The sequence below is a fragment of the Streptomyces sp. NPDC043738 genome, assembly GCF_056436545.1.
Genome location: NZ_JBWKCJ010000033.1, coordinates 1 through 20,943 on the forward strand (window position 1 = coordinate 1; position 20,943 = coordinate 20,943).

The 20,943-nt window shown below is 71.1% G+C and carries 19 protein-coding genes; 6 read left to right on the forward strand and 13 right to left on the reverse strand.

All coding sequences use genetic code 11. From position 1 onward, the window contains the following. Together AC0680_RS31790 and ctaC are read right to left on the reverse strand one after the other, a co-directional pair. On the reverse strand, window positions 1–321 hold a 321-nt coding region (locus tag AC0680_RS31790), incomplete at its 3' end, for a cbb3-type cytochrome c oxidase subunit I (RefSeq protein ID WP_478635656.1). Next, entirely contained in the window at window positions 318–1,280 is a 963-nt protein-coding gene (gene ctaC, locus AC0680_RS31795) for an aa3-type cytochrome oxidase subunit II (protein ID WP_478635658.1), read from the reverse strand. The genes ctaC and AC0680_RS31790, both read right to left, overlap by 4 nt. 349 nt (window positions 1,281–1,629) lie before the next feature. On the opposite strand from ctaC, the gene AC0680_RS31800 reads away from it, so the two are divergent. Beyond that, on the forward strand, window positions 1,630–3,066 hold the full coding sequence (locus AC0680_RS31800; RefSeq protein ID WP_478635660.1) for an aminotransferase class V-fold PLP-dependent enzyme: 1,437 nt from the start codon (window positions 1,630–1,632) through the stop codon (window positions 3,064–3,066). Window positions 3,067–3,084: 18 nt separating this feature from the next. On the opposite strand, the gene AC0680_RS31805 is transcribed toward AC0680_RS31800, so the two are convergent. After that, entirely contained in the window at window positions 3,085–4,059 is a 975-nt protein-coding gene (locus tag AC0680_RS31805) for a carbohydrate kinase family protein (protein ID WP_478635662.1), read from the reverse strand. A 169-nt stretch (window positions 4,060–4,228) separates the two neighbouring features. On the opposite strand from AC0680_RS31805, the gene AC0680_RS31810 reads away from it, so the two are divergent. Both AC0680_RS31810 and AC0680_RS31815 read left to right on the forward strand, forming a co-directional pair. Beyond that, complete coding sequence (locus tag AC0680_RS31810) at window positions 4,229–4,456, forward strand: hypothetical protein (RefSeq protein WP_478635665.1); 228 nt, start codon at window positions 4,229–4,231, stop codon at window positions 4,454–4,456. A gap of 100 nt (window positions 4,457–4,556) precedes the next feature. Further along, complete coding sequence (locus AC0680_RS31815; RefSeq protein ID WP_478635668.1) at window positions 4,557–6,086, forward strand: hypothetical protein; 1,530 nt, start codon at window positions 4,557–4,559, stop codon at window positions 6,084–6,086. An 85-nt stretch (window positions 6,087–6,171) separates the two neighbouring features. On the opposite strand, the gene erpA is transcribed toward AC0680_RS31815, so the two are convergent. Then, complete coding sequence (gene erpA / locus AC0680_RS31820) at window positions 6,172–6,528, reverse strand: iron-sulfur cluster insertion protein ErpA (protein ID WP_030070025.1); 357 nt, start codon at window positions 6,526–6,528, stop codon at window positions 6,172–6,174. A 276-nt stretch (window positions 6,529–6,804) separates the two neighbouring features. Here erpA and nadA point away from each other — a divergent pair, with 276 nt between their 5' ends. Next, window positions 6,805–7,992: a quinolinate synthase NadA gene (nadA, locus tag AC0680_RS31825; protein ID WP_478635674.1), complete on the forward strand. Its 1,188-nt coding sequence runs from the start codon at window positions 6,805–6,807 to the stop codon at window positions 7,990–7,992. A 56-nt stretch (window positions 7,993–8,048) separates the two neighbouring features. On the opposite strand, the gene AC0680_RS31830 is transcribed toward nadA, so the two are convergent. Further along, a complete protein-coding gene (locus tag AC0680_RS31830) occupies window positions 8,049–8,492 on the reverse strand; it encodes a DUF4430 domain-containing protein (protein ID WP_478635676.1) in 444 nt (147 codons plus the stop codon). A 263-nt stretch (window positions 8,493–8,755) separates the two neighbouring features. Between AC0680_RS31830 and AC0680_RS31835 the strand changes: the two genes are divergently transcribed. After that, complete coding sequence (locus AC0680_RS31835) at window positions 8,756–9,055, forward strand: hypothetical protein (protein ID WP_478635678.1); 300 nt, start codon at window positions 8,756–8,758, stop codon at window positions 9,053–9,055. A gap of 87 nt (window positions 9,056–9,142) precedes the next feature. On the opposite strand, the gene AC0680_RS31840 is transcribed toward AC0680_RS31835, so the two are convergent. From AC0680_RS31840 to AC0680_RS31875, 8 genes are all read right to left on the reverse strand, one after another. Beyond that, on the reverse strand, window positions 9,143–10,294 hold the full coding sequence (locus tag AC0680_RS31840; protein WP_478635681.1) for a ferritin-like domain-containing protein: 1,152 nt from the start codon (window positions 10,292–10,294) through the stop codon (window positions 9,143–9,145). Further along, a complete protein-coding gene (locus tag AC0680_RS31845) occupies window positions 10,291–12,228 on the reverse strand; it encodes a GMC family oxidoreductase (RefSeq protein ID WP_478635684.1) in 1,938 nt (645 codons plus the stop codon). The genes AC0680_RS31840 and AC0680_RS31845 overlap by 4 nt, the downstream gene beginning before the upstream one ends. Beyond that, window positions 12,225–12,932 carry a hypothetical protein gene (locus AC0680_RS31850; RefSeq protein ID WP_478635686.1) on the reverse strand — a complete coding sequence of 236 codons (708 nt, stop codon included), beginning with the start codon at window positions 12,930–12,932 and terminating at the stop codon, window positions 12,225–12,227. Before AC0680_RS31850 ends, AC0680_RS31845 begins: the two co-directional genes overlap by 4 nt. Before the next feature lie 224 nt (window positions 12,933–13,156). Next, window positions 13,157–16,336, reverse strand: coding sequence for an efflux RND transporter permease subunit (locus tag AC0680_RS31855; RefSeq protein ID WP_478635688.1), 3,180 nt, complete (start codon window positions 16,334–16,336; stop codon window positions 13,157–13,159). 235 nt (window positions 16,337–16,571) lie between these two features. Further along, window positions 16,572–17,258, reverse strand: coding sequence for a response regulator (locus AC0680_RS31860; protein WP_478635690.1), 687 nt, complete (start codon window positions 17,256–17,258; stop codon window positions 16,572–16,574). After that, the gene (locus tag AC0680_RS31865) at window positions 17,255–18,547 is read right to left on the reverse strand and encodes a sensor histidine kinase (protein WP_478635693.1); all 1,293 of its coding nucleotides are present in this window, start codon (window positions 18,545–18,547) and stop codon (window positions 17,255–17,257) included. The genes AC0680_RS31860 and AC0680_RS31865 overlap by 4 nt, the downstream gene beginning before the upstream one ends. An 84-nt stretch (window positions 18,548–18,631) precedes the next feature. Continuing rightward, entirely contained in the window at window positions 18,632–18,910 is a 279-nt protein-coding gene (gene pspAA, locus AC0680_RS31870) for a PspA-associated protein PspAA (protein WP_384436678.1), read from the reverse strand. Window positions 18,911–18,967: 57 nt separating this feature from the next. Then, complete coding sequence (locus AC0680_RS31875) at window positions 18,968–19,768, reverse strand: PspA/IM30 family protein (RefSeq protein WP_384436675.1); 801 nt, start codon at window positions 19,766–19,768, stop codon at window positions 18,968–18,970. Between the two features lie 480 nt (window positions 19,769–20,248). Here AC0680_RS31875 and AC0680_RS31880 point away from each other — a divergent pair, with 480 nt between their 5' ends. After that, complete coding sequence (locus AC0680_RS31880) at window positions 20,249–20,845, forward strand: DUF3043 domain-containing protein (RefSeq protein WP_478635698.1); 597 nt, start codon at window positions 20,249–20,251, stop codon at window positions 20,843–20,845. Window positions 20,846–20,943 lie beyond the last annotated feature (98 nt).

Below are 20,943 nucleotides of genomic sequence, written 5' to 3' on the forward strand. Positions count from 1 at the left end.
CCAGTTCGCGAAGCCGGCGAACAGCGGGGTGGCGAACATCAGCAGCATGATCGTGCCATGCATGGTGAACGCCTGGTTGAACTGCTCGTTCGACATGAGCTGCGTGCCCGGACGGGCCAGCTCGGCCCGCATCAGCAGGGCCATCAGGCCGCCGATGCAGAAGAACGCGAACGACGTGACCAGGTACATCGTGCCGATGGTCTTGTGGTCAGTGGTCGTCAGCCACTTCACGGCAGCGATACCGGGCTGCTTTTTCCGTACGGGCGGTGCTGCCGGAGCCGTATCGGCGGCGGCACCCTGAGGTTCGTTGAGGATGCTCACTGGTTCTTCGTCTCCGCATTCCTGGCGTGATCCGTCTGCTCGATGCCCGACGGCAGGTATCCGGCCTGGCCCTTCTTCTTCAGGTCCTGCAGGTGCTCCCGGTACCGCTCAGGGGAGACGACCTTGACGTTGAAGAGCATCCGGGAGTGGTCGACGCCGCAGAGCTCGGCGCACTTGCCCATGAAGGTGCCCTCCTTGTTGGGGGTCACCTCGAAGACGTTGGTGTGGCCCGGGATGACGTCCTGCTTCATCAGGAACGGCACCACCCAGAAGGAGTGGATGACGTCGCGCGAAGTGAGGACGAACTGGACCGTCTCACCCTTCGGCAGCCACAGCGTCGGACCGGGGTTGCCGGTCTGCGGGTTCCGGGTGCCCGGAACGCCCACGTCGTAGACACCGTCGGCACCGGCCGGCGCGGTCTTCTTCCACTTGTCCGGGATCGCCTTGAGCGCGCTGGAGTTGATGTTCGTGGTCGACTTGTTGCCGTCGACGTCCTCCAGGTAGTTGAACCCCCAGCTCCACTGGAAGCCCACCACGTTGATGACGTGGTCCGGCTTCTTGGAAGTCTTCAGGAGTGCGCTCTCATCACGTGCGGTGAAGTAGAAGAGCACCGCGATGATGATGAACGGGACGATCGTGTACAACGCCTCGATCGGCATGTTGTACCGGGTCTGCGCGGGGACCTCCACCTTGGTCCTGCTGCGGCGGTGGAAGATCACGCTCCAAATGATCAGGCCCCACACCAGCACGCCCGTTGCGAGGGCGGCGGCCCAGGAGCCCTGCCAAAGAGAGAGGATCCGCGGCGCCTCGTCGGTGACGGGCGTTGGCATGCCGAGGCGGGGGAAGTCCTTATATGTGCAACCAGTAGCGGTCGCCAGGACCAGGCCCGCAGCAAGCACCTGCGGCAGCTTCCGCCGCATCGGGCGCCGCGACGAGCGGTCGGAGCCGTTGGGACTCACGTAGCGCCTTCCCGAGAGTCTCGCCCGCGCGGTCGGCTGCGGCCTTACTCGCTGGTCGGTCGCCGCCCTGCGTCGGGCAGGGGTTTGGATGTTTATGCGGACCAAACCCTACTGGACGCTATTTGGGGTCGCGCGGGGAGGGTGCCCAACGCGCCGCGTCGCACCCCTAAGGGGTGGCCGGGTCCTCCGGGAGGCGCCCTCACCACACCCGATTACCCGCTCCCACCAGGCATCTGACGGCCTGACCGGCACCCGGCCGCCCCGGCCCGGCGGACCGGGCCCCGCGGCCGGCCCGCGCACCGGCCGGGCGGGGCGCCGCCGGGGACCCCGGGGGACTAACGTCTCGTACGTGCCCTACTTCGACGCCGCGTCCACCGCTCCCCTGCACCCGGTCGCCCGTGAGGCCCTGCTCGCCTCGCTCGACGAGGGCTGGGCCGACCCGGCCCGCCTCTACCGCGAGGGCCGCCGCGGCCGGCTGCTGCTGGACGCCGCGCGCGAAGCCGCGGCCGAGGCCGTCGGCTGTCGACCCGACGAGTTGGTTTTCACCCCTTCGGGTACGCAAGCGGTGCATCGGGGAGTCGCCGGTGCGCTCGCGGGCCGTCGGCGTGTCGGCCGCCGGCTGCTGCACTCCGCCGTCGAGCACTCCTGCGTGCTGCACGCCGCCGAGGTCCACGAGGCGGCCGGCGGCACCCGTGCGGAGCTGGCCGTGGACCGGACGGGCCGGGTGGCGGCCGGCGACCTGACCGCCGCGCTCACCCCGGACACCGCGCTGGTGGCCCTGCAGTCCGCCAACCACGAGGTGGGCACCGAGCAGCCGGTCGAGGAGGTGGCCGGGCTCTGCCGGGAGTCCGGCGTGCCCCTGCTGGTGGACGCCGCGCAGTCGCTGCCCTGGGGGCCGGTGCCCGGCGCCTGGTCGCTGCTGGCGGCGAGCGCCCACAAGTGGGGCGGCCCGCCCGGCGTCGGACTGCTCGTGGTCCGCAAGGGGACGCGGTTCGCGCCCCAGGGGCCCGCGGACGAGCGGGAGTCGGGCCGCAGCCCGGGGTTCGAGAACATCCCGGCGATCGTGGCGGCCGCGGCGTCGCTGCGCGCGCTGCGGGCCGACCCCGCGACCGCCGCCGAGGCGGCGCGGCTGCGGCAGCTGGTCAACCGGATCCGCACGCGGGTGCCGGCGCTGGTCCCGGAGGTGGAGGTGGTCGGCGACCCGGTGCACCGCCTCCCCCATCTGGTCACCTTCTCCTGTCTCTATGTCGACGGGGAGACCCTGCTGCACGAGCTCGACCGGGCCGGTTTCTCCGTCTCGTCCGGATCATCCTGTACGTCCAGCACCCTGGAGCCGAGCCATGTGCTGCGCGCGATGGGGGTGCTGTCCGAGGGGAACGTCCGGGTCTCGCTGCCGTACGGGACGAAGGAGGAGGATGTCGAGCGGTTCCTGGAGGTGCTGCCCGGGGTGGTGCGCTCGGTACGGGAGCGACTGGGGGTGCCGTCGGTGGCCGCCGAGGCGCCTGAGGCGAGTGTGACGCCCGAGGCTGGTGAGGCGCCGCGGACCGCGGGCGCCGGGCCCGAGGACCTGGTCGTCGACTCCCTCGGCAGGCGCTGCCCCATCCCGGTCATCGAACTGGCCAAGGTGATCGGCCGGGTGCCCGTCGGCGGGACGGTCACGGTGCTCTCCGACGACGAGGCCGCCCGGCAGGACATCCCCGCCTGGTGCACGATGCGCGAGCAGGAGTACGTGGGCGAGCGGGCGGCGGAACGCGGCGCCGCCTATGTCGTGCGGCGCCGCGTCTGAGCCGTTCTACCGGCCGGTTCAGGCCAGGTACTGCCGGACGTCGGCGGCGGCCTCGTGGCCGTACGCCTTGGTGAAGCGGTCCATGAAGTGGCTGCGGTGCAGCTCGTACTCCTGGGTGCCGACGGTCTCGATGACCAGCGTCGCCAGCATGCAGCCGATCTGCGCGGCGCGCTCCAGGCCGACGCCCCAGGCCAGACCGGACAGGAAGCCGGCGCGGAAGGCGTCGCCGACGCCGGTGGGGTCGGCCTTGGTCTTCTCCTCCGGGACGCCGACCTCGATCGTGGGCTCGCCGACCCGCTCGATGCGCACGCCGTTGGAGCCGAGGGTGGTGACCCGGGTGCCGACCTTGGCGAGGATCTCCTCGCCGGTCCAGCCGGTCTTGGACTCGATCAGGCCCTTCTCGTACTCGTTGGAGAAGAGGTAGGTGGCGCCCTCCATGAGGGTGCGGATGTTATCGCCGTCCATCCGGGCGATCTGCTGGGAGAAGTCGGCGGCGAAGGGGATGCCGCGGGTGCGGCACTCCTCGGTGTGCCGGATCATCGCCTCGGGGTCGTCCGCGCCGATCAGCACGAGGTCCAGCCCGCCGACCCGCTCGGCCACGTGCTGCAGCTCGATCAGCCGGGCCTCGCTCATCGCGCCGGTGTAGAAGGAGCCGATCTGGTTGTGGTCGGCGTCGGTGGTGCACACGAAGCGCGCGGTGTGCAGCACCTCGGAGATGCGTACGGAGCGGGTGTCGACGCCGTGGCGGTCGAGCCAGGCGCGGTACTCCTCGAAGTCGTTGCCCGCGGCGCCGACCAGGATCGGCTCGATGCCGAGCTGGCCCATGCCGAAGCAGATGTTCGGGGCGACTCCGCCGCGGCGGACGTCGAGCTGGTCGACCAGGAAGGAGAGGGAGACCGTATGCAGCTGGTCGGCCACGAGCTGGTCGGCGAAGCGGCCGGGAAAGGTCATCAGGTGGTCGGTGGCGATGGAGCCGGTGACTGCGATACGCACGACGGGTCTGCTCCTGCGGAGGCGGAGGGACTTGCGGACGTGGAGCAACGCTACCTGGCGGGGTGCAAATCCACCTGCGCATCCCGGACAGGCGGAACCGCTGAAACCAGCGGATAACTACTCAATAGTAGGCCTTTCTCCTCGCCGCGTGCCTGCGTACGGTGCCCCTATGACCAAGCCTGTGAAAGCCGTCACACCGCGTGTCGCCGCCTCACCCGCCGAATCCGAGCCGGAGTCGCTCGACGAGCTGCGCGGGGACTGCGCGCGGATGGCGGGGCGCTGGAAGGCCGGGCGCCGGGCCGCGCCGGAGCCCGGCCGGGCCTCCGATCTGCACGGGGTCGAGGTCCCCGAGCGGTCCGCCGAGATGGTGGACAAGATGTCCGACTACGGCGACTGAGCCGTTCGGGGAACCGCGCACGCCCCCGCTCCGTCCCATCGACGTCCACCCCACGGAGGGTGGCACGGCAGAGGTTCAGCGGAGCTGAAGGAGCGATGCGGTGAACACCGAGGACACCCCCACGACCCCGGACCACCCCAAGGAGCGCCGGCGCCGCAGCCCGCTGCTGGTCGCCTCGATGGCCGCCGCGGTGCTGCTGGCCGGGGGCGGCGCGGCGTACTGGGCCTCGTCCGCGTCCAGCGACGAGGGCTCCGGCCCGGGTTCCGCGGGCAGGGCCGACCCGCCGCCGCTCGCGCTCGACGGCTACACGGGCGGCTCGATAGCGGCCGGTGAGCCCAATCCGCAGGGCGCGAAGTACAAGGCCGTGAAGGAACTGCCCGGCGGCCCGTCGTCGGCACCGGTGTACCGGCCCCAGGGCGAGATCAGCCGGGAGTCGGTCGAACGGCTGGCGAAGGCGCTGGATGTGGCCGGAAAGGTCCGTTCCGAGGGCAGCACCTGGAAGGTGGGCGGGCTGACCCGGGACGCCCGCAGTCCCGTCCTGCAGGTGAACAAGACCGGCTCGGGCTCCTGGACGTACTCGCAGTACGGCACCCCGGGCGGCACGAACTGCGCGCTGCCCGCCACTCCCGAGAACGGCACGGACGGCGACCAGGCGGGCGCCGGCGCCACGGCGTCGGGCCGGCCGGGCTGCCCCTCGTACCGCGGCGGCGGGGACGTCACGACCGAGGACGACAGCAGCGGCAAGGACGCGGTGTCGCCCAAGAAGGCCGAGCAGGCGGTGCGGCCGGTGCTCAAGGCGCTGGGCCAGGAGAACGCCCGGCTCGACGCGAGCGGGCTGTCCGGCGCGGTGCGGATCGTCACCGCGAATCCGGTGCTCGGCGGGCTGCCGACGTACGGCTGGCAGAGCGATCTGCAGGTCGGCTCGGACGGTCAGGTGGTCGGCGGCAGCGGCCAGTTGGCGAACCCGGTCAAGGGTGCGGTCTACCCCGTGCTGAGCGCGGACAAGACGCTTGCGCGGCTGAACGCGGGCGGGGGCCGCACACCGGCCGGCTGCCCCTCGGCGCCCCCCGGGAAGGACGGCAAGGACGACAAGGACGGCAAGGGCGGCCAGATCGCGCCGTGCGAGCCGTCGCCGACGAAGGCCCAGAAGCCGGCCGAGGTGACCGGCGCCGTCTTCGGGCTCGCGGTGCAGTACGTCAGCGGCGGGCAGGCGCTGGTGCCGTCGTGGCTGTACACGGTCCGCCAGCCGGGCACCGCCGGTACCGGCCCGGACGCCACGACGACCGTCGCGCACCCCGCGGTGGATCCGAAGTACCTGGCGCACAAGGACCGGACCCCGAAGGGGCCGTCCGGGAAGCCGGGCGCGATGGCGCTGGAGTCGTACGACGTGGGCGACGGCGGCCGGAAGCTGACCGTGCACTTCTGGGGCGGGGTGTGCAGCGTCTACTCGGTGAGCGCCGAGGAGTCGGACACGGCCGTGAAGACCAAGGTCGTCGGCCGGGACAAGAAGCCGGGCCAGGTCTGTGTGAAGATCGCCAAGGAGTTCACCAAGACCGTCACACTGCGCGAGCCGCTGGACGGCCGGAAGGTGATCGACGTGTCGACCGGTGAGGCCGTGCCGAAGCGGTAGCGGCGGCCCGGATACGGATACGGCGAAGGCGGCGCCCCCACTCGGGGGACGCCGCCTTCGCCGTCTGTGTGCGGACCCGCGATCCTCAGCTGAAGGAGTCGCCGCAGGCGCAGGAGCCCGTGGCGTTCGGGTTGTCGATCGTGAAGCCCTGCTTCTCGATGGTGTCGACGAAGTCGATGGAGGCACCGCCGAGGTACGGGGCGCTCATCCGGTCGGTGACGACCTTGACGCCGTCGAAGTCCTTGACGACGTCGCCGTCGAGCGAGCGCTCGTCGAAGAAGAGCTGGTAGCGCAGACCGGAGCAGCCGCCGGGCTGGACCGCCACCCGCAGCGCGAGGTCGTCCCGGCCCTCCTGCTCCAGCAGGCTCTTGACCTTCGACGCGGCCGCGTCGGACAGGATGATGCCGTCGCTGACGGTGGTCTTCTCGTCCTGCACGCTCATCTACATCTCTCCCGGGTTGTACGGACCGCTTGTCATCGGATGCAACAAGCTGAAACCGGCGACGCCCCGGATTAATTCCGGCTGGGCGCTTCTTCTTCATGCTCGCACACCGGCGGCGGGGAACAGGTGGTCCACCGCACACCGGGCGGTGGTGATGCGTCACATCGACACTATGGCCATCGTCAAAGTGACGTGAAGCAGCTATGATAGATAGCGTCAAATAGACGAAAAGGCTTGTGCCCAAGAGCGCAAAGAGCTGTCCGCAGAGAAGAGAGGGTGCGTGTTGTGACCACCGCCCAGCCCCTGGACGTCCAGCCGACCCCGCTGGCCCTGCTCCTCCTCGGCCGTGAGGCCGACCCGAAGAGCGAGCGCGGCGTGGAGTGCCCCGGCGACCTCCCCGCCCCGTCGGACCCCGACCTCGTCGAGCGCGCCCGCGCGGCGAAGGAGAAGCTCGGCGACAAGGTCTTCGTCCTCGGGCACCACTACCAGCGCGACGAGGTCATCGAGTTCGCCGACGTCACCGGTGACTCGTTCAAGCTGGCGCGGGACGCCGCCGCCCGGCCGGACGCCGAGTACATCGTCTTCTGCGGTGTGCACTTCATGGCCGAGTCGGCCGACATCCTCACCGGCGACGACCAGCAGGTCATCCTCCCCGACCTGGCCGCGGGCTGTTCGATGGCCGACATGGCCACCGCCGAGCAGGTCGCCGAGTGCTGGGACGTGCTCACCGAGGCCGGCATAGCCGAGCAGGTCGTGCCGGTCTCGTACATGAACTCCTCGGCCGACATCAAGGCCTTCACCGGCAAGCACGGCGGCACGATCTGCACCTCCTCCAACGCCAAGCGGGCGCTGGACTGGGCCTTCGAGCAGGGCGAGAAGGTCCTCTTCCTGCCCGACCAGCACCTGGGCCGCAACACCGCCGTCCGCGACATGGGCATGTCCCTGGACGACTGCGTGGTCTTCAACCCGCACAAGCCCAACGGCGGCCTGACCGTCGAGCAGCTGCGCGACGCGAAGATGATCCTGTGGCGCGGCCACTGCTCGGTCCACGGCCGGTTCTCCCTGGACTCGGTGAACGACGTGCGGGCCCGCATCCCGGACGTCAACGTCCTGGTCCACCCCGAGTGCAAGCACGAGGTCGTGGCGGCCGCGGACTACGTCGGCTCGACGGAGTACATCATCAAGGCCCTGGAAGCCGCCCCGCGCGGCTCGAAGTGGGCCATCGGCACGGAGCTGAACCTGGTCCGCCGCCTGGCGAACCGCTTCGCCGCGGAGGACAAGGAGATCGTCTTCCTCGACAAGACGGTCTGCTTCTGCTCGACGATGAACCGCATCGACCTCCCCCACCTGGTGTGGACGCTGGAGTCGCTGGCGGACGGCAAGGTCGTCAACCGCATCGAGGTCGACAAGGAGACCGAGAGCTTCGCGAAGCTGGCACTGGAGCGGATGCTGAGCCTTCCGTAGGCGCGGCGATCGGCCGCCGCGCCCGTGGAGGTTCCCTCGCGGGGGTGCGGCGGCCGTCAGCTCTTGGCGGCCTCCAGGGTCCAGCGGACCTTGTCGTGGTCCTTGACCGCGGTGCCGCAGGGCCCGGTCGTGATCTTCTTTTCGTTGACGTACGCGTTCCACTTCCTGCCGCCGTCCGCGACGTCCCCGCGGATCTCGGTGACCACGAAGTCCCCGGCCGCCTCGTCCCAGTGCGCCCGCACGCCGAGGTGGTACCTGCGGTCGGCGTCGGCCAGGGCGGTGAGCGGGGTGGGCTGCACGCCGTCGGCGGCGCAGGGGAAGCCGCCGTACAAGGAGCGCGCCGCCGTGCGCACGATGCCCACGCTGCCGGTGAAGGCGCCGCCCGTGACCGCCACCCGGACCGGGGCGACGGGCCCGTCGGCGACGGCCGGCGGCGCGAGCGCGAGGACGAGTCCGGCCGCCGGCACGACTGCGGCCCTGCGGGCCTGGGCACAGCGCACGGTCGACCGCCTTTCGTCGGTTCGGCACCCCAAGCCACCGTCGCATCACTCACCGCGACGCGCGAGCCGGGAGCGCCCCGGCAGATCGGGATCCGCCACCCGTCCCGCAGCGCCCGCGCGGGCGGTTTCGGCGGCTTCGCGGCAGGGGCTGTACACCGCACCGTCACCACGACAGAGTAACGCTGCGTAATCCACCCGTTGCTGGTTCGTTAGCGCGGTGATCCCGGTATCAGACCGGGACCAGACAGGAAGGAAGTTCCGTCGTGGGTAAGGCAATGCGTATGGTCGCGGGTGCCCTTGGGGCGGGTGCGCTGATGATGACGGCGACCGGCACGGCCAGTGCCAAGGGCTGGGATGGCGGGTTCTTCGACCAGGACGTGCACTGCGCGCCGACGTTCACCCTCCTGCTCCCCTCGGAAGGCTGCCGTACGAACATCCTCATCGACAACCACCGGACGATCGCCAAGCTCAAGCAGACCGCCGGGGGCGACATCACCGACACCCTCGTGTCCGCCCGCAGGGGCACCGGGGGCTTCGGGGGCCTGCGGGGCCTCGTCCGCTGAGGCGGGCGCCGCACCCCGCAGTGCGCTGCTCCGGGGTGCGGCGTGGCGTTGTGCACCGCCCTGTGCGTCGGTAGGGCGCTTCGCCGCCTAGCTCGGGACGGCGGAGAGATCGATCGGCTCGCCGGCCTCCAGGCCGGCGAGCCGCACGTTCTCCTGGACCGTTTCGTACACCGCGTCGAACTGCGGCTTTTCGAGTTCGAAGGTGGGGCCGGCGAAGAGGCCCGGACACTTGGGGTGCGGGTTGCGGTAGAGCTGTTCGGAGCGGTCGCGCAGTTCCAGCATGGTGGGGATGGCCAGGGCCATCGCCCGGGGCATGCCGTCGAAGGCCTGCTGGAGGTAGGAGAGCAGGGCGGCGTAGCGGGTGTTGAAGGCGACGGCCTGCTCGTACACCTCCTTGTTCTTCTTGTAGTCGGCGACCTTGGAGTCGCCGTGGATCGGGTAGGCGTCGTCCCAGGTGACGTCCAGCAGCGGGCCGCTGGGTGGGTCCTTGGGGGTGTCGTGGGGGCCGTAGCTGCGGCCGGTGTAGATCTCGTTGAAGCGGAAGTAGTGGGCGAGCTGCCGCTGCTCGCCGAAGATCAGGTCGTCGCTGGTCCAGATCTGGTCGTCGAGGCCCTCGCCCTGTTCGCTGATGACGCGGATGGCGAGCTTGGCCGACTTCAGGTCGTGGACAGGGAAGACCTCGCCGCCGGAGTTGTAGAAGTCCTCCGGGCCGACCTGGCGCTGGGGCCGCTGTGGGAAGACCGCGGCCTCACCGTGGTCCTCGACCAGCTTCTCCAGTCCCTGGCGGATGGCGTCGTAGAACTGGCCGATGGAGGTCCAGCCCTCCCCCGGCTTGGGGTGGGGCGCCAGTTTGCGGGGCAGTTCGATGCGCAGGAAGGTGCGGAGCGCGGCAGGCGAGAAGTGCTGGAGGTGGATCAGCGGCACGTCCTCGTCGCTGCTGAACGGCAGCTTCGCCGGGTACTTGGCGACGAACTCCTTGCGGCCCACCTCGGGCTTGCCGCCGACCGCGTTGAGGAGGTTCGCGACCAGGGTCATGTGCAGCATCTCCTCCATCAGGACGCTGCGGATGGCGAAGTAGGCGGTGCGGTTGGTGCCCGGGTACAGGGAGTACAGCCCGGTCATGTAGACGGGGATGGTGAGGTGCTCGACCTCCAGGGCGCCCTGGAGGTACCTGTGGAGGTCCTCGATGGTCTGCGGGATGCCGAATCCCTCGGCGTCCAGGGCCGTCGCGGTGATCACGCCGATACCTCCTCGTGGGCGGGGCCGGCGAGCTCGACCGGACGGCGGGCGTCGACGAGGTCCCGGTGGATCTGGGCGGCGCTGCGCAGAGCCAGCGCCATCATGGTGAGGGTGGGGTTGCTGGTGCCGACGGACGGCATGCTGCCGCAGCCGACGGCGTAGAGGTTGGGGTGGTCGTGGGTGCGCTGGTCCCTGTCCACCACGGAGGTCGTGCTGTGGGTGCCCATGATGTGGGTGCCCGCTCCGTGCCCGGCGCCGCTGTAGGCGAGGTGGGTGCCGTCGTACACGACGTGCCCCAGCGGCGGGACGCCGTTCTGCGGGGCGTGGTGGGTGTAGTCCTTGGCCTTGAGGAGGCCGAAGATCTTCTGGGCCACAAGGCGAGCGGCGTACAGGCCCTTGCGGACGTGGTCGTCGAGGTCGTAGGTGACGATCGGACGGGGGTTGCCCATGGCGTCGCGGTAGCGGACCGGGTCGATGGTGACGCGGTTGTTCTCGTTCGCGGACTGCTCCACGGCGATCTGGAGCTGGAGCTGGCGGCCGATGGAGTGGCCGAGGAGGCCGCGCAGTTCGGGCCCGTAGACGCCCTGGTCCCGGACGCTGCCGTCGGGGTTTCCCCCGACGCCCAGGGCGCTGGCGACGTTGCTGAACGGGGCGCCGGTGGCCCAGCCCCAGCCCCAGTTGCCGATCTCGATACGGAAGGGCGCGCGCCGGGTGCGCCCGGAGCCGCTGCGGAAGACCTCCCAGCCTGAGGTGTGCCCGGGGCCGCGGAACGGGCCGACCGGGCCCTTGTCCTCGGGGGCCAGCGCCCAGTTGAGGAGGGTGGGGTGGTCCATCAGGTTGCGGCCGACCTGCCCGCTCTTGTTGGCCAGGCCCGAGAACAGCAGCAGCCGGGCGTTCTCGATGGCGTGCGCGGCGAGGACGATCGTGTCCGCCTCCGCGAGGTAGGTCTGGTGGACCGGTGAGACGGGGTCGGTGTAGGTGCGGTACTCCACGCCGGTGACCCGGCCGTCCGCCCGCGCCCGGACCCGGCTGACCACACAGCGGGTGGCCAGGGTGACGGTCTTGGGCCAGCCGGCCTGGATGCGCAGCGGATGCGACTTGGCCTGCACGGGGCAGATGGGGACGCAGCTGGCGTTGCCCACGCAGCGCTCGCCGTAGTTGGGGATGCCGACGGCGCCCTGGACGCGGTACGGGTCCCGGTAGGCGGGGTTGGGGGTGGAGTTGCGGGCCTGCGGCAGGCCGTACATGGTCAGCGCGTAGTTCGTCCCGGCCACGTCGTCCTCGACGAGCTTGCCGTCGAGGTCCCTGCACCGCTCGTCGATGTAGCTCTGCGGGATGTGGTGCATGGGGTACTCGTAGGCGGGGTCGGTGACGGTGCCGAGGTCCTTCTGCTCCTGGGCGTTGCCGGCGACGCCGAACTCCCGCTCGGCCTCGGCGTACCAGGGCTGGAGTTCGGCGGCGGTGAAGGGCCAGTCGCGGCCGTACCCGTAGTCCCTGGCGGTGGCGAAGTCGTCGGGGAGCATGCGGGGGACGGCGCCGAGCCAGTGCATGGCGGTACCGCCGAGTTCGCGCAGGTAGTCGGTGCCGTAGGGGAGTTGGCCGTTCTGGACGAGGTAGCCGTCGGCGGTGAACTCGGGCTCGCCGGGGACGGGGTTGCGCACCGGGGCGAGATCGAGGACGTCCGGGTAGGGCGCGGCCTTGTTGCGGCGGTAGGCGGAGTTGGGGACCTTGGCGACGGCCGAGTAGTAGGTGGACAGGGAGGCCAGATAGCCGGGCCAGGTCTCGGTACCGCTGTTGCCGGCCTCCAGGACGAGGACCTGCCAGCCCTGGTCGCCGAGGCGTTTGGCCAGTGCGCTGCCGACCCAGCCCGCGCCGACGATGATCACGTCGTAGCGGCGGCGGGCGGCGGCCTCCGCGGGGACGGGTGCGGTCATGAGGTGGCCTCCTCGGGGGTGGCGGCGACGGCCTCGCTTGCGGCCGCGGCCGCGGTGGGCACGGCAGACGGCGGGATGTGGCGGCTCAGGCGGTGGCCGGGGATCAGCTCGTCGGGGATCTCGTCGGGGGCGACCTCGTCGGCCAGGCCGGTGCGGTAGGGGACGTCGGCGAGGTCGAGATCGGTGCGGAGCTGGTCGATGCTCTGCCAGGTCGGCGCCGGCGGCCTGACCGCCCAGGTGCCGAAGCCCGGCGGTTTGGCGCCCGCCGGGTGGCCGTGGAAGGTGCGCCACACCAGGCCTTCGACGTAGGCGCTGGGCGAGGCGACGGACTCGGTGTTGGCGACCTCGCGCCCGAGCGTGGAGTGGGCCGCGGGGGCCAGCCGGGGCCAGGCGCCGGTGTACCAGAGGTAGATCAGCGCCCGGGCGACCTCGCGCTGCGGGAGGTCCAGGGCCTGGGGCCCCTGGCCCTTGGCGACGGCTTCCTTCCACTTGGTCCAGAACTTCGTGAACTGGGCGTCGCCCACCTGGCCGCGGGCGGTGTCCAGGTAGAGCCGGGCCATGCCGGTGGCGTACAGATCGAATGCGGCGAAGCCGGTCAGCGGCACGCAGTAGGTGACGAAGTCGGCCAGTTCATCGGCTGATTCGTCGGCTGGTTCGTCGGCTGCCCGGTCCGCTGTTCCGCCGGCTGCTGCGGGGTCGGTCATCGCTCTCCTCCCGGTGCGGCATATTCGGGAGTCATGCTTCTCGCGCCCGACGGGCGTATGCAGACAAGGGCGGATAAACCACTGGAAGGCGTATGACGGGAGATCAGTTGCTGCCGCAGCCACCCGGCGTACGCGGGAACCCCCGCTGCCGTGCGTACGGCAGCGGGGGCTCCTGGTGCGGCCCGGTGGCGGTCCCCTCCCCCGAACGGAGCCGGGGGCGGGGGTCACACGCCCGCGGGCTCCGGGGCGCGGTCGGCCTCCTCGGGCCGCGCGCCGGACTTCGAGGCGCGCTTGGCGGCCTTCTTCTTCGCCCGGCGCTCCTTGCGGAGTTCGATCATCGCGTAGAGCGTCGGGACGAGGAGGAGGGTGAGCAGGGTGGAGGTGATCAGACCGCCGATCACGACCACGGCCAGCGGCTGGGATATGAAGCCGCCGTCGCCGGTGATGGACAGCGCCATCGGCAGCAGCGCCATGATCGTGGCCAGCGCGGTCATGAGGATCGGGCGCAGGCGGTGCCGGCCGCCCTCGACGACCGCCTCGACGACGCCGTAACCCTGCGCGCGGTACTGGTTGATCAGGTCGATCAGCACGATGGCGTTGGTGACCACGATGCCGATCAGCATCAGCATGCCGATCATCGCCGGGACGCCCAGCGGGGTGCCGGTGGCGACCAGCAGGCCGATCGCTCCGGTCGCCGCGAAGGGTATCGAGACCAGCAGGATCAGCGGCTGGATCAGCGACTTGAAGGTGGCCACCAGGAGCATGAAGACGATGGCGATGGCCGCCAGCATCGCCAGGCCCAGCGAGGAGAAGGCGTCGGTCTGGTCCTGGGAGACGCCGCCGATCTTCGCCGTCGCGCCGTCCGGCAGCTTCAGCGCGTTGATCTTGCTCTGCAGCTCGGCGCTGACCGCGCCGGTGTTGTCACCGGTCGGCTTGGCGGTGACGGTCGCCGAGCGGGCGCCGTCGATCCGGGTCATCTGGACCGGGCCGGGCACGGTCTTGACGGTGGCGATGGTGCCGAGCTCGACCGGGCCGGCCGGCGTCGGGACGGCGAGCTTCTTCAGCTCGTCCTCGGTGGTGGCCGGGTGGGCCGACTTGATGACGATGTCCCGCTCGGTGTCGTCCAGGACGGCCTTGCCGCTGGTGGTGCCGCGGATCGCCTGGGCGACCACACCGCCGAGCATGGTCTGGTCGTAACCGGCCTCGGCCGCCTTGGCGTTGGGCTTGACGGAGATCCGCGGCACGCTCTGCGCCAGATCGCTCTGGACGTCGGTGACGTCGTCGAGCCCGGCGACGGCCTTGCGGACCTGCTCGCTGGCCTGCTTCAGCACGTCGGCGTCGCCCGCCTTGACGACCACGCTGAGGTCCTGGTTGCCGAAGCCGCCGCCGGCGGTGACGGTGGTGTCGCCGATGGACTTGCCGAGCTCGTCGAGCGAGGCCCGCAGGTCGTCGGTGACCTTGCCGGAGTCCGCGGAGTCCTTCAGCTTCAGCTGGTAGGAGGCCTGGTTGGCGCCGGTGCCGCCGCCGAAGGCCGCCATGAAGCCGGAGGAGCCGACGGTGACCTGGTAGTCGGCGATGTCGTCGTTGGCCGCGAGCAGCTTCTCGACCTTCTTGGCCTGCGCGTCGGACGCGCCCAGGCTGGTGCCGGGCTTGAGCTCCTGCTTGAGGGTGAGGGTGTCCTGGTCGCCCTGGTCGAAGAAGTTGGTCTTCAGCAGCGGGCCCATGCCGAAGGTGCCGATGAGGATGACCACGGCGATCACCAGGCTGGTGATCCGGCGGCGGGTCGCGAAGCGCAGCACCGGGACGTAGAGGCGCTGCAGCGGGCTGTGGGTCTCCTTCTCCTCGGCCTTGCGGCGCAGTTCGTCCGCCGTGGTGCCCTCCGGGATCTCGGGGGCGCGCAGGAACCAGTACGACAGGACCGGGACGACCGTCAGCGAGACGATCAGGGAGGAGAGCAGGGCGACGGTCACCGTGAGGGAGAAGGAGCCGAAGAGGGCCCCGACCATGCCGCCGACCACACCGATCGGGAGGAAGACGGCGACCGTGGTGAGGGTGGAGGAGGTGATCGCTCCGGAGACCTCCTTGACGGCGGAGAGGATGGCCTCGCGGCGCTCCTCGCCGTAGCCGAGGTGCCGCTTGATGTTCTCCAGGACGACGATCGAGTCGTCGACGACGCGGCCGATCGCGATGGTCAGCGCGCCGAGGGTGAGCATGTTCAGGGAGAGGTCACCGGTCCACAGCACGATCAGGGTGATGACGACCGAGAGCGGGATGGAGACCGCGGTGACCAGCGTCGAGCGGAGGCTGAGCAGGAAGACCAGGATGACGATGACGGCCATGGCGAGGCCCAGCAGGCCCTCGGTGGTCAGCGAGTCGATCGACTTGGAGACCGCGGGGCCCTGGTCGGAGGCGACCGTGACCTCGGTGCCCTTGCCCAGGTCCTTGCGGATGTCGGCGAGCTTGTCCTTGACCGCGTCGGAGATCGCGACCGCGCTGCCGTCCTGGTCCATCGTCACCATCACGGCGAGGCTGGGCTTGCCGTTGGTGCGGGTCAGGGAGGTCGGGGTGGCCGCCTCCTCCTTGACGCCGGCCACGTCGCCGACGCGGACCGGCTCGGCGGCGGACCGGCCCGCGCCGGCACCGCTCGCGCCCGCCCCCGCGGCCGGCGCGACGGTCAGGTCCTTGATCTGCTGCACCGAGGTGAATCCGGCGCCGACCTGGACGGTCCGGCTCTTGCCGCCCTCGGCGAAGGAACCGGCGGGCACCGAGGTGCCGCCGGCCTCCAGCGCCTTGCCCAGCGCCTGGGCGTTCAGCCCGGCGGCGGCGAGCTTGCGCTCGTCGGGGGTGACCGCGACGATCCGGTCCTGGACGCCGTCCACGGTGACCTGGCTGACGCCCTCGATGTTCTTCAGGTCCGGCACGACGCTGCGCTCGAGGCGGTCGGCGAGGCTCTGCTGGTCCTTGGCCGAGGAGGAGACGGCGAGGACGACGGTGGGGATGTCGTCCGTCGAGCCGGCCACCACCTGCGGGTCGACGTCCTTGGGCAGCTTGGCGCGGGCGCGGTTGACGGCCTGCTGGACGTCGGCGACCAGCCGCTTGGAGTCGTTGCCGTAGTCGAACTGCGCCATGATGACGCCCGAGCCCTCGCTCGACGTCGAGGTGACGCTCTTGATGCCGTCGACCGCCTGGACACCGTCCTCCAGCGGCTCGATCACCTGCTTCTCGACGACATCGGGCGAGGCACCCTGGTAGGGCGCCAGCACGGAGACCATCGGGAGCTCGATGGAGGGCAGGAGCTGCTGCTTGAGCTGCGGGATCGCGATGGCGCCGAAGGCGATCGCGACGATCGACATCAGCGCTATCAGGCCCCGTTGTACGAGGCTGAGTCGGGACAGCCAGGACATGGGTGGGGTCTCTCTCTTCTGTTCTGAAGGCGGTCTGGGCTTGACGGACCGTCCCGGTGTGCGGACGGCTCAAGGACGGCGGGTCCCACGCGGGCCCGACGGCCGGGGCACACGGCGCCCCGGGGCCTTCGCGGGCCCAGATACACCTTCGGCCATGGCCGAGCCGGTTTTCCTCGCTCGCAGGTCGGTTTCCGGCCCGCGCCCGTACCGCGTTCGGAGTAGGGCTACTCCACCCTCACTGCACCCGTGGGCGTACGAGTCCCGACTCGTAGGCGATGACCACCAGCTGGGCGCGGTCGCGGGCTCCCAACTTGGCCATGGCGCGGTTGACGTGCGTCTTGACCGTGAGCGGGCTGACCGCCAGCTGCTCGGCGATCTCGTCGTTGGACAGGCCGCCGGCCACCAGGACCAGCACCTCGCGCTCACGGCCGGTCAGGCTCGCCAGCCGCTGCGTGCCCCGGTCTCCGGGCCCGCCGTCGGCCGGACTGCCGCCCTGGGCGAGGAACTTGGCGATCAGCCCCTTGGTCGCGGCGGGCGACAGCAGCGCCTCGCCGGCCGCCGCGATCCGGATCGCGCCCAGCATCTCGTCCGGCTCGGCGCCCTTGCCGAGGAAGCCGCTGGCGCCGTTGCGCAGCGACTGCACCACATAGTCGTCGACCTCGAAGGTGGTCAGGATCACCACCCGGACGTCGGTGAGCTGCGGGTCCTGGCTGATCATGCGGGTGGCGGCCAGACCGTCCACACCGGGCATCCGGATGTCCATCAGGACGACGTCGGGGCGCTGGGCCTTCGTCAGCTCGTAGGCCTGGGCGCCGTCGGAGGCCTCCCCCACCACCCGCATGTCCGGCTCGGAGTCGACCAGCACCCGGAAGGCACTGCGCAGCAGCGCCTGGTCGTCGGCGAGCAGCACCTTGATCGTCATGCGTTCTCCCCCGTACGGACGGTCTGCAGTGGAAGGGTCACCCGCACCTGGAAGCCGCCGGCCGCGCGGGGGCCCGTGACGACCGTGCCGCGCAGCGCGAAGACCCGCTCGCGCATGCCGATCAGGCCGTGGCCGCCGCCGCTGTCCCCGGGGGCGGTCTCGTCCGCCGGCCGCTCGCCGCTCCGCTGGCGGGGTACGCCGGCCCGGCCCGCGCCGTCGTCCAGGACGGTCACGGTCAGCGCGCTCTCGGAGTGCCGGATCCGCACCGAGGCGCGGGCGCCCTCCCCGGCGTGCTTGTGCACGTTGGTCAGCGCCTCCTGGACCACGCGGTAGGCGGTGAGGTCCACGGAGGCGGGCAGCTGCCGGGGCTCGGGCGGGAGGTCCAGGTCGACGGGGATACCGGCGCGGACGAAACCCTCGACGAGCTGGTCGAGGACGCCGAGGCCCGGTGCGGGCTCGGTCGGCGCCTTGGGGTCGTCGGACTGGCGCAGCAGGCCGACCGTGGCACGCAGCTCCTCCAGCGCCGAGCGGGACGCCTCGCGGACGTGCGCCAGGGCCTGCTTGGCCTGGTCGGGGCGGTTGTCCATGACGTGCGAGGCGACGCCGGCCTGGACGTTGACCAGGGCGATGTGGTGGGCGACGACGTCATGGAGGTCGCGGGCGATACGCATCCGCTCCTCGGCGACCCGTCGGCGGGCCTCCTCCTCGCGGGTGCGCTCGGCGCGCTCGGCGCGTTCACGGATGGCGTCCACGAAGGCGCGGCGGCTGCGCACCGCGTCACCCGCGGCGGCGGCCATGCCCGTCCAGGCGAAGATGCCGAGGTTCTCCTGCGCGTACCAGGGGCGGGGCCCGTAGAACATCGCGGAGGCGGTCAGCACGACCGCGGTCAGCGCGCCGAGCCGCCAGGTCGTGGGCCGGTCCGTGCGCGAGGCGAGGCTGTAGAGCGCGATCGCGGCGGCGCCGACCACCGGGGCGCGCGGGTCGCCGGCGCGGACGAGCAGCTCGACGATGGTCAGGGTGCCGGTGGCCGCCAGGACCGTACGGGGCAGCCGGCGGCGGAACACCAGGGTGGCGCAGGCCAGCGCCGCCAGCACCACGGCCGAGGCGGAGAGCCGGTGCGGCGCCCACTGCGGGCCGTGGACGCGGTGCGGGTCGACGACCGCGCCGAACAGGATGCACGCGAACACGGCCACCGCCAGGGCGGCGTCGACCGCGAGCGGATGCGTCCGGTGCCACTGGAAGCGGCCGGCGGCGCGGGGCGCTTCCGGACCGGGGTCGAGGGGACTCACAAGAGGAAACGGTAGCGCCCCGGTCCGGGAGGGGACCGGGGCGCCGTGTGCCGTATGCGCTGGAGTGGAGCTGGAGACGGGCGGTCAGCCCGGGATGAGGCCGTCGTCGCTGAGCATCTCCCGGACCTCTGCGAGGGAGGCGTCCGGGGACGGCAGGATCAGCTCGGACGGTTCGAGGGCGTCGTCGGGAAGCGGCGTGCCCATACGGCGCACCGCTTCCAGGAGGGCGCCGAGAGTGCGCCGGAAGCCTTCCTCGTCGCCGCTCTCCATCTCCTCGAGCAGCTCGTCGTCCAGCTTGTTGAGCTCGATGAAGTGGGCGTCGTCCAGCTTCACCTGGCCCTCCCCCATGATCCGCACGATCACGACGGTCTCCCTCGGTCCGGTCCCGACGATCCCTGCGAGGCTATCCCCCGGCGACCGTCACTGCTTGTCGAAACGCGGCTGGTCCTGCTGCGGCGCGGGCTGGCCCTGGCCGCCCTGACCGCTCTCGAGGGCCTGCTTGCCGGCCGACGGGCCGCCCGCGAGCTCGGCCTTCATCCGCTGCAGCTCCAGCTCGACGTCGCTGCCGCCGGAGAGCCGGTCCAGCTCGGCGGTGATGTCGTCCTTGGCCATACCGGACGGGTCGTCCAGCGCACCGGAGGCCATCAGCTCGTCGATGGCACCGGCCCTGGCCTGCAGCTGCGCGGTCTTGTCCTCCGCACGCTGGATCGCCAGGCCGACATCGCCCATCTCCTCGGAGATGCCGGAGAAGGCCTCGCCGATCCGGGTCTGCGCCTGGGCCGCCGTGTACGTGGCCTTGATCGTCTCCTTCTTCGTACGGAAGGCGTCGACCTTGGCCTGCAGCCGCTGCGCCGCGAGCGTGAGCTTCTCCTCCTCACCCTGCAGCGTCTGGTGCTGCGTCTCCAGGTCCGTGACCTGCTGCTGCAGCGCGCTGCGCCGGGTCAGCGCCTCGCGGGCCAGGTCCTCGCGGCCGAGCGCCAGCGCCTTGCGGCCCTGGTCCTCCAGCTTGGCGGACTGGCCCTGGAGCTGGTTGAGCTGCAGCTCCAGGCGCTTGCGGGAGGTCGCCACGTCGGCGACACCGCGGCGTACCTTCTGCAGCAGTTCCAGCTGCTTCTGGTACGAGTAGTCGAGGGTCTCGCGCGGGTCTTCGGCCCGGTCCAGGGCCTTGTTGGCCTTCGCGCGGAAGATCATCCCCATCCGCTTCATGACACCATCGCTCATGGGCCTCGCGCGCCCCCTTCTGACCGAGTCGCCTCGGGCTTAGGCTCCAGCACATCTACAGACCCCACAGTACGGGCCCTGGTTCCATTACCGCACTGTTCGCGCCCGGATGCGCTCATCCTCCAGGACGATCGCGGAGCGCATTTCCTCCCGCGCAAGGAGTAGGCGCCCGGCACAGGGGGCCCGGACGGGCCCGGACAGGCACGCGAAGCCAGACCCACCCACCAACCGAAACCACCAACGGCTCCTGCCTGCCCCGGCTCGCCACGCCGCGGGGGAACCTGGAGCGCATTTCCTCCCGCCCAAGGAGTTAGGCGCCCGGCACAGTGAGCCCGGACAGGCACGCGAACCAGACCCACCCACCAACCGAAACCACCAACGGCTCCTGCCCGGCTCGCCACGCCGCGGGGGAACGCCGTTGCCGTATCGTGCCCCGCCGGACCCTCGCCCCCGCGCGGCGACCACGTACCCTTGGGTGTTGTGTTCCGAAGCCGTTCGAAGGATGAGCAGGCCGCGACCGCCAAGGTGACCGCGGACCAGCCCCAGCAGCCCCGCGACCCGCAGGCCCCCAAGGGCCGCCCGACGCCGAAGCGCAGCGACGCCCAGTCGCAGCGCCGCTCCCGTGCGCATACGCCGACCAACCGCAAGGACGCCGCCAAGGCCCAGCGGGAGGCCCGCCGCGCGGACATGGCCCGCCAGCGGGAGGCGATGGCCAGCGGCGACGAGCGGTATCTGCCGGTGCGCGACAAGGGACCGGTGCGCCGGTTCGCCCGCGACTACGTCGACTCGCGCTGGTGCGTCGCGGAGTTCTTCCTGCCGATGGCCGTGGTGATCCTCGTGCTCACCATGATCCGGGTGCCCTCGATCCAGAGCATCGCGCTGCTGCTGTGGCTCGTGATCATCGTGCTGATCGTGCTCGACTCGGTCCTCATCTGGTTCCGCATGGGCAAGCAGCTGCAGGAGCGGTTCCCGAAGGAGAACGTCAAGGGCGTGAAGGCGTACGCGGTGATGCGGACGCTGCAGATGCGGCGGCTGCGCCTGCCCAAGCCCCAGGTCAAGCGGGGCGAGCGGCCGTAGCGGCCGGTTCCGTCTTCCGGGTGCGGGGGGGGGGGGGGGGGGGGGGGGGGCGAGCCGAAACGGGGGTGGGGGACGTGCCCAGCTGGGGAGTAGGCGGG